We start from the raw sequence: 15,519 nt of genomic DNA, 5'->3' as shown, positions 1-15,519 counted from the left end.
TATAAATGCAGCTTGGTTTCTTAGTTACTCGTTGTTGATTAATCTAAATCAATATCTAGCAATTTATCAGATACTTGGTTATCGTATACAGTGGACTCGTCTATCAGAGTTTGCTCAACAGACTTAACCGAATAGCTACTATCCCAAATTGAACCTTCGATTGCAGATGAATTATCCCAGATTGAACCTTCAAGTCTATTGGTGCCATCCCATATAGAGCCTTCAAGACTTGATAAACCGTCCCAAAGTGATCCTTCAAGTTCTATAGAGCCATCCCAAATTGACCCTTCTAGTACAGAAAAACCATCCCAAAGCGAACCTTCAAGTATTGTAGAGCCATCCCAGATTGAACCTTCAATTGCAGTAGAACCGTCCCAAATAGATCCTTGAATTGTTGTAGAGCCATCCCAGATTGAACCTTCAATGGCAGTAGAACCGTCCCAAAGTGAACCTTCAATAGCAGTAAAACCGTCCCAAATTGATCCCTGAGTCGTTATAGTATTACTCCCGCTTGAACTTGATAGAGAAACAGTGCTTGAGCTGTAGCTGGAGCCTGAGCCAGAGCTGTAACTTGAGCTTGAACCTGAGCTGTAGCTTGAGCTTGAACTTGAGCTGTAGCTTGAGCTTGAACCTGAGCTGTAGCTTGAGCTTGAACTTGAGCTGTAGCTTACACCTTGTAGAGAAGTACTAATTCCCCAAATAGAGCCTCCAATTGAACTTAAACTATCCTGAATAGAACTTTCAGCTACGAAACCGCCATTGCCAAGTGCTACCAATAATTGACCTTGCTCAGTTACGCGAGCTGGACCTTTAAAGTGAGCAACACCGTTCAAGTCAGCCTCAATATCTAACCCTACGTTTGCGCAACCGTAGGCATCGCTTGTTACCGCTGCATAGGCGTTGATTAGACCTGCACCTTGAGTGAAAGGACCATAATACTCACCTGTTGTAGGATCTTTTACTGCCGATGCAGAATCAATTAAGCGACATTTCACATCATCTGGAGACAAGCTAGAGTCGTACTGCAACATAAGTGCTATTGTACCAGTTACCACAGCTGCGGCCTGCGATGTACCTGAAACTAAGTGGTAATCTTCACCTGTATCAGATTCAACAAAATTCTTATTTTGAAGTAAGCTTTTGTTCATTTTAGAAGCGATGTGACCACCAAAAGCAACGATTTCAGGTTTAACAAATCCTTCTACCGAGGGGCCTTTCGACGAGAAAGTAGTCATACGATCATCGCTAGTGTCGTATGGTGTATAACTATCAGTTAATGCGCCAACACTAATAATGTAAGGGTTGTTTCCAGGTACCGTCACAGTAGCATAATCAGAACCTGAATTACCGACAGAGGTTACAACTACAATACCTGCATCCCACAACCGCATGACAGCTTGGTTAATCGGGTCGCTCCAATAATTTGATTGTACACTAGCGCCCAAAGACAAGTTCAACACACGAATACGATAACGATTACGGTTTTGATAGATATAATTTAATCCATCTAATATATCGGTGTAGCTACCATTACCTGATGCATCAAACGCCTTAACTGAAAGTAAATAAACATCCGGAGCAATACCGTTGAATTTACCTTCATCTGTTTTAAGGCTACTAGCAATAATGCCGGCAACGTGGCTACCATGACCATTCTGATCATCGTTTAAAACTCTATTTTTCCTACTTTGGATTGCGTCATATTTATAAAACGCACGTGAGCGCTCATATTGATTTTGCAATAAGTATTTACCCTGGCTTCCGCCCATTAATGTGCCGCTGTCTAATATGGCTACAGTCACACCAGCTCCAGTAATGCCCATTTCATGCAACAAATCTGCTTGGGTTTGAGTAGCAATATTATTATCGATAGCGAACTTTTTAAGTTGGCCTGCAGTATTTGCTAAATTACCTTTGCCATTCCCCATGGTCATCACATTTCTATCTTCAGTGACGTTCAATCCGGAAATATTAGCCAATTCATCTACTTGTGAAATAGTTAAGTAAGCACTGATTGCGTTAATAATGGGGAATTCTCTAGCGACCGCTCCGCCAACTCGCTCAACCGCAGAAACCAAAGCATCACGACCTAAACCTTGCAGTATGTAAGATTGCTCTTTTGCTACGTTATGATTTACCACCATTTGAGGGGTATTGCCCGACTCAGTGAAGAAAGGTACGCTGCTACTGTTGGCTTGAGTTGTCAGCATCACTGTAGAAACACTGCTGAAGAAGGAAAGGGCTCCGACTATCAATGTTCTCTTATCTGTAAAAAAACTCATTTTATGACTCCACTTCGGATAAATTTTAATCTCTACATCCGTTAATGCACAACGTATGCCAACTTAAAATAAATTTATAAGCTGTTGTTATTAAAGTATATTTAAATTATCCATTTATTTACAACTTAAAATATGAATCAATAAGTTAAAATATGAATTAAAATAAAAACCAAAATTCATTTTTTAAGTCACATATATCAGTCTAATTAAATTACCATCTGATTAGGTGTACAGCCGCCTAGCTAAATGATTTTTAAGTAAACATACAGACATGATCTGTAGCTGATGAAATGGAGTTTTAAATTAAGTATTGAGAACCAAGCCAGTGATGGGTATCCTGCTGATACGACAATAACATCACACTCACGAGTCGTTTCCATGAGTAATAGCAAATTCATTCTCTCTTTCTTGTTTATCGCTATAGCCGCGTTGTGCTATATCATGTTTGGATCGTCCAATCACCAACCTGTTGAGCTTTCGGATGAGGTCAAAGGTGAGCTGTTAAAGACCTCTGAGCAATTAGCAGAACAGCAACCTAATACCCCTAATGATCAAGACGGAGTTAGCGAAGTAGATCTGGAAGGGTTGCCGCCTAGCTCGTTAAATATTTCATTAATAGGTGTGGTGGCAAGTGATGTGGATATGGAGGCCTCAGCAACTATTGAATCTCGCTTACAAGTTCGCACTTACTTTATTGATGATCAAATCGCTTACACCAACGCGGTTATTCAAGAAATCAAAAATGATAGAGTGATATTGTTAAATGAAGGTCAACGGCAAGTTTTATTACTCAGAGGGACAACGTCAGGGGATAACAATTCAGCAACAGCAAACGCTACTAATAATCTAACCGAAGATTATGATAACAATACCAATAACCTAGACACAGCCAGATCAATTGGTAACCGTCCTAAGCGATTAGAGCACATTATCACTATTTCACCTTTCGACAACAATGACATATCTGCAGGTTTCAATGTGCTTCCAGGGATGAACCCCAAACTCTATCGTAGCGCAAAATTCAAACCAGGAGATGTTTTACAAAAAATTAATGGTAACGATATTACCACTGAAGAGGGTCTTGAAGCCGTTCAAACATTACTTCCCACAGCACAAACTTTGATGTTCAGCGTATTGCGAGGTGGTCAGGTAATTAGTTTGTATTTGGATATTCCGTCTGAAAACCTAAGTATTCAAAGAAATTAGAATTTGGATGATAAACAAGGATGTTTAACAATTAACATTGTTAAAATACAGAAGATGAAAAAGGGAATAATTACGATTTAACTAGTATTTGAATAATACTAAAAGATAGAAACTAACAATGGTGCGGAAGGAGAGACTTGAACTCTCACGCCGTGAAGCACTGGAACCTAAATCCAGCGTGTCTACCAATTCCACCACTTCCGCAAGTGGGGTGGACGATGGGGTTTGAACCCACGACCACCGGAATCACAATCCGGGGCTCTACCAACTGAGCTACGTCCACCACTGTGTTACTCTTTTTACACTACTTTATTTTTACTTGCCAGATAAATAACTATCTGTTCACTCTTTTCACTTCGTCAAAAATAAATTATCAAAAAGTGTCACTAGATATCAAATTCATATCCAACCGTTCCGCTGGCGCGTCCGGCAGGATTCGAACCTGCGACCACCCGCTTAGAAGGCGGGTGCTCTATCCAGCTGAGCTACGGACGCTCTACGAATCTGAACAAGCAAAAAAATGGTCGGTGAGACAGGATTCGAACCTGCGACCCCTTGGACCCAAACCAAGTGCGCTACCAAGCTGCGCTACTCACCGAACAATCGTTGCGATAAAAACCTCATCGCTTCGAGGGGGCGCATATTACCCACTTGCCCTAACCTCGTCAAATACTTTTTTAGAGATTTTTTCCAACTGGCTAATTATAAAACAATTAGTCTATAAAATATGCGTTTTATATACTCGCTTTCTAGAAAAATGACGATTTAGCATAAAACCGAGAAAATCATTTTAACAAAGCATGATCAGCGGGTAGTTTATTTTTTATCCATATCGCTAATCTATGTTTCATACTGAGCAAATCTTCAGAATCCTCCCCCAAGGACGCTATTAATTTATCGTTCACTAATAATCGATAGATAATTTCAACTTTCTCTTTTTGTCCCATGGTGTCACTGAAACCGTCAAACCCACGATTCTTCGCATAGGTTTCGCCGACACTAATCGCCATTTTTAGTAATTGCTGCTCATTTTTTATTTTCTTCAAAGTAATTCCTTACACCAGAAATAGACACTGTGTTTATTTGGGTTAGTAAATTTAAACACTTTTATTTGAATCAGGATAAAACCATATACCATTCTTCTTTGGGGAAAAACCCAACTGCACCAAATAGTTTTCATGTTTCAAGCTGTCTGCCTTTGCATAAACATCAGCATAGTCAAACTGAGTCTTTAAACGCTGTCCTTGTCCCAGCACAAAGTGCCCTATTCGACAATCTCGATAGGCTGGAATAACAAAGTCAAAATCAACAATAAAATGATTATTTTCGTCTGGGTAACCAGAAAGTAACCCTGCCACTTCTGTATTTTCCATCATAAAGTAAAAGCGACGATTCTCTTGCTGCATTTTTTTAAAAAAACGAGGAAAGTGAAATTCAATGTCTTGACGATGATAATCAAGGAAAAAGTCCACATAGTTAGAGGGCATACTCACTTCTAAGACAGAGAAATGTTGCTCGGCTTGCATTAACATTTTTCGTAAATAAACAATATTGGTGATTGCAATAAAACCATTCAAAAAAGCCACAGGCGAAGCGCCAATAATTATTCCATAAATGCAAAATGAAGATGCGCCAAATAGGTTATACCAACGAAGCCGCACAATTGAGTTTCGAGTTAACGAAAATGCGATTAAAGCAGATGCACAATAGCCAAAAATTTCTACACCAGTAAGTTGCAAATGAAATATCCTATTCTAATGCTGGTTAATTAAACCATTTCAGTTAAACATAATTGGATTATACGCGAGTTCTATGGCAAATCCTGCTTATCCAAAGAATAATTACTGCCCACCTAACAACTAGGCATAATTAATATCAACTCACGATTGCTTGGCCAAGCAAGGTTATGGGACAATAACCGCATCTGAAGATTTAAAAGCTAAACATATGACAGCACAACTGATAAACGGAAAATCGATTGCCAAGCAGGTAAGAGAAAACGTCGCTTCTCAAGTAGAAGCCATTACGGCCGCAGGAAAAAGACCACCCGGCCTTGCAGTTATCAAGGTGGGGCACGATCCAGCCTCGGGCGTGTATGTTGCAAATAAGCGTAAAGCCTGTGATGAAGTTGGTTTTGTTGATAAAGCCCATGATTTACCAGCGGATATTACTCAGCAACAGCTGTTGGAATTAGTTGATACTCTCAATCAGGATGCTGAAGTCGACGGTATCCTAGTGCAATTACCTTTACCTGCTGGTTTAAATGCTGAAGAGGTATTAGAACGCATTCGTCCTGATAAAGACGTAGATGGTTTCCACCCCTACAATATCGGACGTTTAGTGCAACGTATGCCAGCTCTACGCCCTTGCACACCAAAAGGTATAATGACCCTAATTGAATCAACAAAACGGCCAGAAAAAGGCTTAGACGCAGTTATTGTTGGTGCTTCGAATATCGTCGGTCGTCCCATGTCCCTTGAGTTACTGTTAGCCGGATGTACCGTCACCACTTGTCATAAGTTTACCCAAGATTTAAAAAGTCACGTGCAAAGAGCCGATATTTTGGTGGTCGCCGTTGGCAAAGCCGAATTCATTCCTGGCGATTGGATTAAGCCCGGTGCAATTGTCATTGATGTGGGTATAAACCGTCAAGCAGACGGCTCCCTAGTTGGCGATGTAGAATTTGACGTTGCGAAGGAACGTGCTGGATGGATCACTCCGGTTCCTGGCGGTGTAGGTCCAATGACTGTGGCCAGTTTGATTGAAAACACCTTAGAAGCCTATGTGAAGTACCGCAGCTAGTGTCGGGCGCAAGTGAACAACTGGGTTACCAAGCTATTGAAGAGACAAAAGCTTGGTTAGATCAAGTAGTTATTGGCTTGAACTTTTGTCCATTTGCCAAACGAGAAGTGCAACGCAACGCCATTCGTTACGCCTATAGCGATTCGAAAAAAAGCAAAGATGTGCTCAAGCTATTTGCTCAAGAAGTCCAGATATTAGATAAAAATGCGGAGATTGAAACCTCACTCATTTTGCTCACCAACGGCTTTAAATCGTTTTTTGGTTATTTAGACGTGCTTGATTTAGCCCAATATTGGTTAGAAGAAAATGGCTATTCAGGGGTTTACCAGTTGGCGAGTTTCCACCCTGAATATGTATTTGATGGAGAACCGGAAGATTCTGCAGAAAACTATACCAATAGATCACCCTACCCGACCATCCACTTGCTACGAGAAGCCAGTTTAGAAAAAGCAATTAAGGCTTATAAACACCCTGAAAAAATTCCTCAAAACAATATTCATAAGGCGCAAAGTATGGGAGCAAGTGCCCTTAACGCCCTACTGCTATCCTGCATGAAAAATTAAAGGTGTGAAAACCCAAGTAAAGTAACGAAAGTGGTGGAGCTCCGAAAAAGAACTTTAAGACATGTTAGGTGGTGTGTTCACTCACCTAACATCTAAATTGAAGTGCAACGTAAATTCCTTATTGTGGTGATTCACCTTCATCAATTGGATATTCTTGCGGTAGCTGAGTTTGCGACCTCTTATCTTGAATAAAATCAGAGTAAGTTTTATCTATTTGCCCTGCAGAAAAGCTAGATAACTGATAATTAACATCATACCAATACTTACCGAAATCACCTCCAAAGCGAACATACGCAGCATCTGCGTGTTCCCACAGCCACATATTTAGAATACGGCCATCTTCTAGACCCACTTCAAAAGTGGCCGTCACTGATTGCGGATCAAATCCGGATTCTCCAGCATCTACAATTTTCTCAAATTTCAGATTAACTAGATTATCGACAAAAGCACTTAAAATACTTTGGTATTTGAGCTCTTCACTTTCGCCTAAGCCTTTTAACGTAAATCCATCTTCTTGTTCAAAATCCTTTTGAATTTCAAAACCTGCATTGCCTTCACGGCGCAGGTAACTCACTTGCTCTTTTAAGACATCCAAAATAGGTTGTTTTAACCACGCGTATTGATCCGTTGGTAAGTTAATGATGCGGTCCAACAGCCAGGTTTGTTTCTCGCCAATTAAGCGTGCAAATGATCCTTGGCCTAGGCTCGCACGCGCCCCAACTAACACCTGATAATCTTTAGTGCCAATGCGTATTTTTATGAGTGTGCCTTGACTGTCTACCTGGTCAATATCCTGCAAACCTAAACGCCCAAAGTTTTCGCTTTTGGCCGTTTTAGCTTCGAATAAGACCGCTTTTGATAAACCATCCACCAGCTCCGACAATGCTTTTTGCTGCAGCGGATACTCACGCTCACTCACGGGTAATACAGTTATCCATTGACCTTGCGATTGACGAGCATCAATTAAGCTTCCATTTGCATTGGAAACCTGTATTTGTTGAATCTTTTGAGCTTGTTCAGCAAGTTCAGGAAATAATTTCAGTTTTTCAGCAGACGCCTGATTAGCGCCTATAGTTAGAAAGTAAATAGCTGCCGCTAACGCCGCTATGATAACGACTAACGAAACCAATTGTTTATTCATAGGGTAGCCCCTCATCACCTTTAGAGCGTGTTCTCAATAGTCTTGCAAGTAGCATCAGAACAAGCATTAATACGATAGGGGCGATGGCAATATTAATAAACTTCAACCAATTTCCCAGTTCTTCAATATCCTTATCCAATTGATGCCTTACTTCACGCAAGGCTTTGCGAATTTCTGTGCGCTTTTCAACAAACTCATCTAATGCTTGCTGCTGTTCCGGCGTCATAACTAAGCCAGCGCCTTCCACTTGCTGGTTTTGCAATTGCGCAAGTTGCTGTTCTGTTTCATCTAATTGCTGCTGTAAAAGCTGTTCTTGCTCACGAAACTTGCGCTCTGCTTCAACTTTTAATGCATCTACGGTATTAAATGGACGCGCGAATGTACCGCGACTACGAATACTAATCAGCGCATCACTACCGCTTAAATTCTCTACCGCATTGGTAACAAAATCGCCATTATTGGCAAAAGGAGTGTAAACAGTATCACCAAAGAAATTCGCCTGCTGCACCCAAAATCGGTTAGCCAACAGATCTGTATCACCCACCACAATAACGTTTAATTGATCAGTGGAGGACATATGAGCACTTTCAACTACGCTATCATCTGGGGCTTGTTTATAAGCTGAAGAAGCCCTCCCTTGTAATCTAGCGGCCAGTACATGTTGCCGATTTTGGTTTGTGAATTCCCGAGCCAGCGCATTGGGATCTTGTAAAGAGGAGTAAGTGAACACGTCCATAAATCCCGAGTTAGCCGAAGATCGCATCAACGGAGTCCATTGTAAGTTGCTGCTATTAGACTTACTAAAGGCCCCAAACGAAGCACCATTAATAATCTCTAAATTGGCAGTGGTAACGTCGTCACGGTCGAGCTGTTGAGACTGAATCCCGACAAAACCAAAGTGTCTAGCCACACCACCATCAGCAGTGCGTATGTCTAAGCCAAGCTCAGCATCAAGCAATACCTGACTATCATCAAACTGCAATCCCCAGGCATCGAATAAAGGAGTTAGGTTAGAATTATTGTCACCCGAAGCAGCCATACCGGCCATCATTGCCATTGGATCGGATTCATTTTTTGGGTCCACAAACACAATCAACTTTCCACCTTGCATAACGTATTGATCTACTGCGTATAACAGCTTTTCATTTAACGATTGAGGATGGATTAACATCAGCACATCTGTATTGTCCGGTATAGTTTCAGCACTATTTGAAACCTGCTCCACTTCATACAGTTGTTGTAACTGAGTGTAAAACGTCCAAGCTGGGTCAAATTGACCTGTCATTGGATTTTGTCCACCTGCTAGAGGCAAGTCAGTTACCAAGGTTATTTTGACCGATTCAGGTTGTGATAGTTTGTGGATTAATTTACTGATTTCATATTCAAGAAACTTTTCTTTTTGAGGGTCAAAGAAACCAATGATTTCTTGGTCATCCAAAGCGTTAGTCGCGGCTAACCCCAAATATATGGCGTCTCCCATATTACCGAGCGTTGCAGCGGTAAGTCCAAACTCGTTTGCTTGGTCTTCAGCTTCTGAAAACGGCTCCGGATCAACAACATGCAAATTAATTTTACCATCAGCTGCTTTAGCGTATTCACGGAACATGGTTTCTACACGAGTGGCATAATTGCGCAGTGAAGTCATGCTTTTAGATGACTTATCCGAAAAAAAGAAATATAAATTAATGGGTTCATCAATATTAGAGACAATTTCCTTACTGCCATCCGATAGAGAATAAACTTGGTTTTGGGTTAAATCGAGACGAAGTGGACTCAACAACTGATTGTTCAGCACCGTTAAAGCAAAAAATAAAACCGCTAATAAAATTAAAATGATAGAGGTGGAAAATTTACTCATCTTATTAATCCGCCTTTTTACGTTCAATAATCAATAAACTGGCGTACAACCAAATTACAATTGAAATGCAGAAGTAGCCCACGTCATTGAGGGCAATAACACCTTTGGCAAGTGACTCATAGTGAGTTAAAAAGCTGAATGAAGCCACCGTATCAATTAACATTGATGGAGCCCAATTTTTAAATGCATCCAATACAATATTGCTACCACTGACCACAAACAAAAAGCACACAACCACCGCTAGAATAAAGGCCACCACCTGATTTTTAGTCATCGCTGACATACACATTCCAATTGCTAAAAATGCTCCGGCCATTAACCAACTTCCTAAATAAGCCGCAACCACAACACCATTATCAGGTTCACCTAAGTAATTGATGGTTAGCCACAATGGGAAGGTTAACAAGAGTGATAAGCCAAGCACCGCCCAAGACGCTAGAAATTTGGCAATAACCGCCTGCAAGCTACTAATTGGTAAGGTCATCAATAGCTCGATACTTCCGCTTTTACGCTCTTCAGACCAAGTACGCATAGCGATTGCTGGCACTAAAAATAAATATAACCAAGGGTGGAAATTGAAAAAGGGTAACAAGTCTGCTTGCTCACGCTCGTACAAATTACCAATAAAAAATGCAAAAACTGCAGATAGAATCAAAAATATAGTAATAAAAACGTACGCGACTGGAGTAGCAAAAAAGCTCGCTATTTCACGTTTAAATAGTGTCGAAATCATCCCCATTATTGCTTCGCTCCCTGTGTCAGTTCTCTAAACACTTGGTCAAGGCGGCCCCGCTCAACATACAAAGTATCTACGGGTAGCCGACGTTCATGAATATGTTGGTTTACGTCATGCAATACATCACTGCCTGGTTCTGTTAACAAGGTCACTTTACCTGTGGCGTGATCCGGCAGAATATCAACTATCCCTGGCACATCTAAAAAACCAGAGGTATCGGATGGATAGCTCAAATGCAGCGTAATGGCATTATGGTATTTGGATTTCTGGATGAGTTCTTGGGGTGTGCCATTAAATTTCATCTGGCCCGTAGCGATAATCATCACCCGGTTACACAGCGCCGAAACCTCTTCGAGAATATGGGTAGAAATAATCACGATTTTGTCTTTCGCTAGATTTTGAATGAGTTCGCGAACCTGATGTTTCTGATTTGGGTCAAGTCCGTCTGTGGGTTCATCTAAAATCAATATCTGTGGATCATGCAATAGTGCTTGGGCTAATCCGACGCGACGTTTAAATCCCTTAGATAAATTATCAATGGGTTTATCTAACACCGATTGTAAATCAATCTTATTAATCACATGACTAATTCGTTGCCGTTTTAAGTCTCCTTTTAAGCCTCGAATCGCAGCAATAAAATTCAAAAACTGCAAGGGTGTCATATCGCCATATGCGGGCGCCCCTTCAGGCAAGTAACCTATTTTTTGCTTTATTTTTTTCGCGTCTTCGTAAATTGATAAGTCATCTATTAATATTTCACCATCATCCGGTGTAATAAAACCTGTGAGCATTTTCATAGTTGTAGACTTACCCGCACCATTTGGCCCTAGGAAGCCAACAACATCACCAGGTTGGATATCGAAGCTAAGATGATTAACGGCGACAAAATCGCCAAAAATCTTCGTCAAATTTTTTACATAGATCATGTTATTCCCATTATGATCAGTGAGTTGTCCAAATTCATAGTGAATATGGTACTCAGAAAAAAGAAATCAAGAATTTACGCGAACAATTAAGAAAATTTTTATTTTTAGTAAGACGTCAGAATGTCGCACTTTTAATGCAAAAAGTGTATTAAAAATGCGACCTGATGCCAATATCTTTTAGAGTATCAAAAAAAGAGACCTAAACTCGGTAAAATGTTAATTTGTTCCAAGTTTAAGCCTAAGGTTGGTTCGGGAAGTGAACAATGAAATTGTAACAGATAAGCTTTTATATAAAGGTTTCAATTTAATGTCATTGTGTAGCAAAATGTGTCTTCTCATTCTCAATCATAAATTAAAATAAAACATAAATTTTACAAAGGCCTACATGCCCATTGAAATAAGCCCCATCGGGCATATCAACACCCCATACAAAGAGAAATTTGCCATTCCTAGGCAGCCAGGTTTAGTAACAGCTGCTATGGGTCAGATAATCTTTGCCCAAGGATTTAATTCTGCAGATTTTATTCGAGGTATCGAACAATTCAGTCATTTATGGTTGGTTTTTCAATTTCATCAAACTGCCAATAAATCCACTTCGCCATTGGTGCGTCCACCTCGTCTAGGCGGCAATGAAAAAGTAGGTGTGTTTGCATCACGCAGCACACATCGCCCTAATAACATAGGTATCAGTGCAGTTAAGTTTGAAGAGGTTATATTAGTCAATTCTCAAACCCGTATTGTGGTTTCGGGAATGGATTTACTCGACAACACGCCGATTATCGATATTAAACCTTATATTCCCTATTCAGACAGTATTCCCCATGCAGAAGCGGGATATGGACAAACTAAGCCACAAGAGACGCTCGCGGTAATATTCTCCCAAAATGCACGTGAGCAATTGGCTATTTACCAACAACAGCACCCACGTTTAGACACTTTGATTGAGCAAATATTAAGTCAAGATCCCCGTCCGGCGTACCACAAAACCAAAACCACTGATCGCCTATATGGGGTCGCCTTATATGATCTGAATATTCAATGGCGAGTGCTACAAAATACCTGTGTTGTAGAGCAAATAAGTCGGTTACAAGACTAGAACCTGTCATTTCTGTTGAATCTGCTATTCATCCCTCGGGTTAGCTAGCCTTTTGTCGCTCAACTAAACCTTTTTCGGCAACTAGAAGAATATCTCTTTTGCCTTTTAAAGGGTGCTGGTAGAATGTCGTCCGTTTACGATTTAAGAGCAAAATAAGGACCTACTAAGCTGATGCGTACCAGCCAATATCTATTATCTACCCAAAAAGAAACTCCTGCTGATGCGGAAGTAATTAGTCACAAATTAATGTTACGGGCAGGTATGGTTCGTAAACTTGCTTCTGGTTTGTATACTTGGCTGCCCAGTGGTTTGCGCGTGCTGAATAAAGTGGCTGATATTGTTCGTCAAGAAATGAACAAAGCCGGGGCAATAGAAATGTTAATGCCTGTAGTGCAACCTGCAGATCTTTGGCAAGAAAGTGGGCGTTGGGATGAGTATGGTCCGGAATTATTGCGCATTAAAGATCGACATAACCGCGATTTTGTTTTAGGTCCAACTCACGAAGAAGTTGTTACTGCATTGGTTAAAAATGAAATTAGCAGTTACAAACAATTACCCATAAACCTTTATCAAATTCAAACTAAATTTCGTGATGAAGTTCGTCCTCGCTTTGGCATAATGCGCGGTCGCGAATTTACCATGAAAGATGCCTACTCATTCCATACCTCAGAACAGTCATTGCAACAGACTTACGACGGAATGTTTCAGGCCTACTGCAATATTTTTGAACGACTGGGACTAGAATATCGACCGGTAATAGCAGATTCAGGTTCAATTGGTGGTGCAGTTTCCCATGAATTCCATGTTCTAGCAGAGTCTGGTGAAGATGCTATTGCCTTCAGCAATGGGTCTGATTATGCGGCTAATATTGAAATGGCTGAAGCTATTTCACCCGTTACCGAAAAAGCACCTATCATGGCGGTTAAAACAGAAGTCGCTACACCTAATGTGAAAACCATTGAACAAGTATGCGAGCATTTTAATATCAGTGCCGACAAAACTGTCAAAACGATTATCGTATTAGGTGAACAAGATGATAAAGGTCAACCAGGATTAGTAGCACTTGTATTGCGCGGTGATCACACTCTAAATGATATCAAAGCCGAAAAGCTAGATTCAGTATATGCCCCCCTAACAATGGCAAGTGAGCAACAAATTTTCCAATCTCTAAATTGTGAAATTGGTTCAATCGGGCCAATGGAGCTATCTATTCCTGTGGTTGTGGATCGAAGTGCCGCTCACTTAACTGATTTTGTTTGCGGTGCGAATAAAACTGGATTCCATTTTACAGGTGCAAATTGGGAAAAAGACATTGTCGATTATCAAGTTGCCGATTTACGCAATGTAGAAGCTGGTGATCCTTCTCCTGATGGACAAGGCTCATTGGAAATTAAACGAGGCATTGAAGTTGGGCACATCTTCCAGTTAGGCGATAAATATTCCGAAGCCATGGGCTGTGGTGTGCTTAATGAACAAGGCAAGCATCAAGTACTAACTATGGGTTGTTATGGAATTGGAGTGTCACGAATTGTGGCGGCTGCCATTGAACAAAATCATGATAAGTACGGCATTATTTGGCCTGAAGCAATCGCTCCTTTCAAAGTTGCTTTGATCCCAATGAACATGCACAAATCTCACCGCATTCAACAGGTTGCAGAATCACTTTACGAACAATTAGTGGCAGCGGGAGTAGATGTGTTGTTTGATGATCGTAAAGAGCGCCCTGGTGTCATGTTCAACGATATGGAATTAATTGGTATTCCTCACACCATTGTGATCGGTGAACGCAACCTAGATGAAAACAACGTTGAATATAAAAATAGACGGACTGGTGAAAAGCAGACAGTTAGCATCGAAGATGTCTTATCCCTTATACAAAATCAATAATCTGTAAGTTACAATGCCAACTCTTTGGTTGGTATTGTGTCTCCTACATCCTATATCCATATGCTTTTCAATAACTTTGAATAACTTTACATCTTATTTGTTGAATTGCTCGGTGATACGCTATGCTAATATCTGCGAATAACAGGTTCGTGCGGACAAACTGAAACTAAGAGATGGATTATGCAATTAACGTTTTACGGTGTAAGAGGTTCAATACCAGCACCGGGTCCGGAATATGTAAAATATGGTGGTAATACAGCCTGTGTGCACATTGAATTAGATGATGGCACAGACATTATTCTAGATGCAGGTACAGGAATTAAAAACCTCGGTCAGAAATTAATTTCCAAACAAAACGATTTACATTTGTTGCTTACCCATAATCATTGGGATCACATACAAGGTTTCCCGTTCTTCGCACCTATATACCAGCCAGGCAGAAACATATTCATTACCCCTGGTATGACGACACTAGAAGAAAATAACGCTATTTTAAACCAGATGTCCGGTAGTTACTTTCCTGTTCATCACGATACGTTACAATCCAATATCGAACTCAAGCCGATTCCTGAGGGGGTAAATAGTTGGCAAATTGGCAGTGCTAAAATTCATCGCCATCCAATGAATCACCCCGGCAGCGGGAGCTCTTATGTGATAGAAGCCGATGGCGCTAAAGTTGCCTATATCACCGACAATGAGCTTTATCCTCCCTACCGCAAAGAAACAGACTTTTTACAATGGGTAGAATTCGCGATGAATGCGGATATTATTGTCCATGACGCTCAGTATATGTTGTCTGATATGCCAGGAAAATCAGGATGGGGACATTCAGTAGCAGAAGAAGCGGTAAAGTTGGCCTTAGGATGCAGAGCTAAACGTTTAGCTCTTTACAGCCATGACCATATTAGAACCGATGATGATATTGCCGCCATTGAATCCCATTGTCAGGAAGTCATTGCAATTGCAGAAGATGATCTTCAAGTGTTTGCCGCTGCAGAAGGTCTGGCAATTAAGTTTTAACG

13 protein-coding genes and 4 tRNA genes are annotated in these 15,519 nt (G+C 40.7%); 6 read left to right on the top strand and 11 right to left on the bottom strand.

Annotated features, from left to right (window positions below):
* Positions 1 to 38 precede the first annotated feature (38 nt).
* Positions 39 to 2,282: a S8 family serine peptidase gene (locus tag AB6T38_RS00300; RefSeq protein ID WP_372545275.1), complete on the bottom strand. Its 2,244-nt coding sequence runs from the start codon at positions 2,280 to 2,282 to the stop codon at positions 39 to 41.
* A gap of 285 nt (positions 2,283 to 2,567) precedes the next feature.
* Between AB6T38_RS00300 and AB6T38_RS00295 the strand changes: the two genes are divergently transcribed.
* The gene (locus tag AB6T38_RS00295; RefSeq protein ID WP_372545274.1) at positions 2,568 to 3,488 is read left to right on the top strand and encodes a type II secretion system protein N; all 921 of its coding nucleotides are present in this window, start codon (positions 2,568 to 2,570) and stop codon (positions 3,486 to 3,488) included.
* A 119-nt stretch (positions 3,489 to 3,607) separates the two neighbouring features.
* Here the strand turns inward: AB6T38_RS00295 and AB6T38_RS00290 are convergent.
* From AB6T38_RS00290 to AB6T38_RS00265, 6 genes are all read right to left on the bottom strand, one after another.
* A tRNA-Leu gene (locus AB6T38_RS00290) sits at positions 3,608 to 3,692 on the bottom strand.
* Between the two features lie 3 nt (positions 3,693 to 3,695).
* Positions 3,696 to 3,771, bottom strand: a tRNA-His gene (locus AB6T38_RS00285).
* Between the two features lie 135 nt (positions 3,772 to 3,906).
* A tRNA-Arg gene (locus tag AB6T38_RS00280) sits at positions 3,907 to 3,983 on the bottom strand.
* Positions 3,984 to 4,009: 26 nt separating this feature from the next.
* Positions 4,010 to 4,086, bottom strand: a tRNA-Pro gene (locus tag AB6T38_RS00275).
* 187 nt (positions 4,087 to 4,273) lie between these two features.
* A complete protein-coding gene (locus AB6T38_RS00270) occupies positions 4,274 to 4,534 on the bottom strand; it encodes a DUF5062 family protein (protein ID WP_372545273.1) in 261 nt (86 codons plus the stop codon).
* Positions 4,535 to 4,585: 51 nt separating this feature from the next.
* Positions 4,586 to 5,227 carry a hypothetical protein gene (locus tag AB6T38_RS00265; RefSeq protein ID WP_372545272.1) on the bottom strand — a complete coding sequence of 214 codons (642 nt, stop codon included), beginning with the start codon at positions 5,225 to 5,227 and terminating at the stop codon, positions 4,586 to 4,588.
* Between the two features lie 208 nt (positions 5,228 to 5,435).
* Between AB6T38_RS00265 and folD the strand changes: the two genes are divergently transcribed.
* Positions 5,436 to 6,290, top strand: coding sequence for a bifunctional methylenetetrahydrofolate dehydrogenase/methenyltetrahydrofolate cyclohydrolase FolD (folD, locus tag AB6T38_RS00260; protein WP_372545271.1), 855 nt, complete (start codon positions 5,436 to 5,438; stop codon positions 6,288 to 6,290).
* The gene (locus tag AB6T38_RS00255) at positions 6,290 to 6,853 is read left to right on the top strand and encodes a DUF1415 domain-containing protein (RefSeq protein ID WP_372545270.1); all 564 of its coding nucleotides are present in this window, start codon (positions 6,290 to 6,292) and stop codon (positions 6,851 to 6,853) included. Before folD ends, AB6T38_RS00255 begins: the two co-directional genes overlap by 1 nt.
* Before the next feature lie 118 nt (positions 6,854 to 6,971).
* Here AB6T38_RS00255 and AB6T38_RS00250 read toward each other — a convergent pair whose 3' ends face one another.
* From AB6T38_RS00250 to AB6T38_RS00235, 4 genes are read right to left on the bottom strand one after another with little or no spacing between them, the layout of a single operon-like run.
* On the bottom strand, positions 6,972 to 7,994 hold the full coding sequence (locus AB6T38_RS00250; RefSeq protein ID WP_372545268.1) for a DUF4340 domain-containing protein: 1,023 nt from the start codon (positions 7,992 to 7,994) through the stop codon (positions 6,972 to 6,974).
* A complete protein-coding gene (locus tag AB6T38_RS00245) occupies positions 7,987 to 9,852 on the bottom strand; it encodes a GldG family protein (protein WP_372545267.1) in 1,866 nt (621 codons plus the stop codon). The genes AB6T38_RS00250 and AB6T38_RS00245 overlap by 8 nt, the downstream gene beginning before the upstream one ends.
* Positions 9,853 to 9,856: 4 nt before the next feature.
* On the bottom strand, positions 9,857 to 10,591 hold the full coding sequence (locus AB6T38_RS00240; protein ID WP_372545266.1) for an ABC transporter permease subunit: 735 nt from the start codon (positions 10,589 to 10,591) through the stop codon (positions 9,857 to 9,859).
* Positions 10,591 to 11,514, bottom strand: a complete 924-nt coding sequence (locus AB6T38_RS00235; protein WP_372545265.1) for an ABC transporter ATP-binding protein — start codon at positions 11,512 to 11,514, stop codon at positions 10,591 to 10,593. The genes AB6T38_RS00240 and AB6T38_RS00235 overlap by 1 nt, the downstream gene beginning before the upstream one ends.
* 385 nt (positions 11,515 to 11,899) lie before the next feature.
* Here AB6T38_RS00235 and tsaA point away from each other — a divergent pair, with 385 nt between their 5' ends.
* The 3 genes from tsaA (at position 11,900) to AB6T38_RS00220 (ending at position 15,517) form a co-directional block, all read left to right on the top strand.
* The gene (gene tsaA / locus AB6T38_RS00230) at positions 11,900 to 12,610 is read left to right on the top strand and encodes a tRNA (N6-threonylcarbamoyladenosine(37)-N6)-methyltransferase TrmO (RefSeq protein WP_372545264.1); all 711 of its coding nucleotides are present in this window, start codon (positions 11,900 to 11,902) and stop codon (positions 12,608 to 12,610) included.
* 171 nt (positions 12,611 to 12,781) lie between these two features.
* On the top strand, positions 12,782 to 14,497 hold the full coding sequence (locus AB6T38_RS00225) for a proline--tRNA ligase (protein ID WP_372545263.1): 1,716 nt from the start codon (positions 12,782 to 12,784) through the stop codon (positions 14,495 to 14,497).
* Positions 14,498 to 14,677: 180 nt separating this feature from the next.
* Complete coding sequence (locus AB6T38_RS00220) at positions 14,678 to 15,517, top strand: MBL fold metallo-hydrolase (RefSeq protein ID WP_372545262.1); 840 nt, start codon at positions 14,678 to 14,680, stop codon at positions 15,515 to 15,517.
* The last annotated feature ends 2 nt before the right edge of the window (positions 15,518 to 15,519 follow it).

The sequence above is a fragment of the Aliiglaciecola sp. SL4 genome, from assembly GCF_041538045.1.
In the GTDB taxonomy this organism is placed as follows: domain Bacteria; phylum Pseudomonadota; class Gammaproteobacteria; order Enterobacterales; family Alteromonadaceae; genus Aliiglaciecola.
The sequence above is the reverse complement of the archived record's forward strand: the minus strand, read 5'-3'. Positions and strand labels throughout refer to the sequence as shown.

Excerpts from the sequence above, each read along its gene's own strand:
- AB6T38_RS00300 (WP_372545275.1), bottom strand. The coding sequence starts at position 2,282 with ATGAGTTTTTTTACAGATAAGAGAACATTGATAGTCGGAGCCCTTTCC.
- AB6T38_RS00295 (WP_372545274.1), top strand. The coding sequence starts at position 2,568 with ATGAAATGGAGTTTTAAATTAAGTATTGAGAACCAAGCCAGTGATGGG.
- folD (WP_372545271.1), top strand. The coding sequence starts at position 5,436 with ATGACAGCACAACTGATAAACGGAAAATCGATTGCCAAGCAGGTAAGA.
- AB6T38_RS00250 (WP_372545268.1), bottom strand. The coding sequence starts at position 7,994 with ATGAATAAACAATTGGTTTCGTTAGTCGTTATCATAGCGGCGTTAGCG.
- AB6T38_RS00245 (WP_372545267.1), bottom strand. The coding sequence starts at position 9,852 with ATGAGTAAATTTTCCACCTCTATCATTTTAATTTTATTAGCGGTTTTA.
- AB6T38_RS00240 (WP_372545266.1), bottom strand. The coding sequence starts at position 10,591 with ATGGGGATGATTTCGACACTATTTAAACGTGAAATAGCGAGCTTTTTT.
- AB6T38_RS00235 (WP_372545265.1), bottom strand. The coding sequence starts at position 11,514 with ATGATCTATGTAAAAAATTTGACGAAGATTTTTGGCGATTTTGTCGCC.
- tsaA (WP_372545264.1), top strand. The coding sequence starts at position 11,900 with ATGCCCATTGAAATAAGCCCCATCGGGCATATCAACACCCCATACAAA.
- AB6T38_RS00225 (WP_372545263.1), top strand. The coding sequence starts at position 12,782 with ATGCGTACCAGCCAATATCTATTATCTACCCAAAAAGAAACTCCTGCT.
- AB6T38_RS00220 (WP_372545262.1), top strand. The coding sequence starts at position 14,678 with ATGCAATTAACGTTTTACGGTGTAAGAGGTTCAATACCAGCACCGGGT.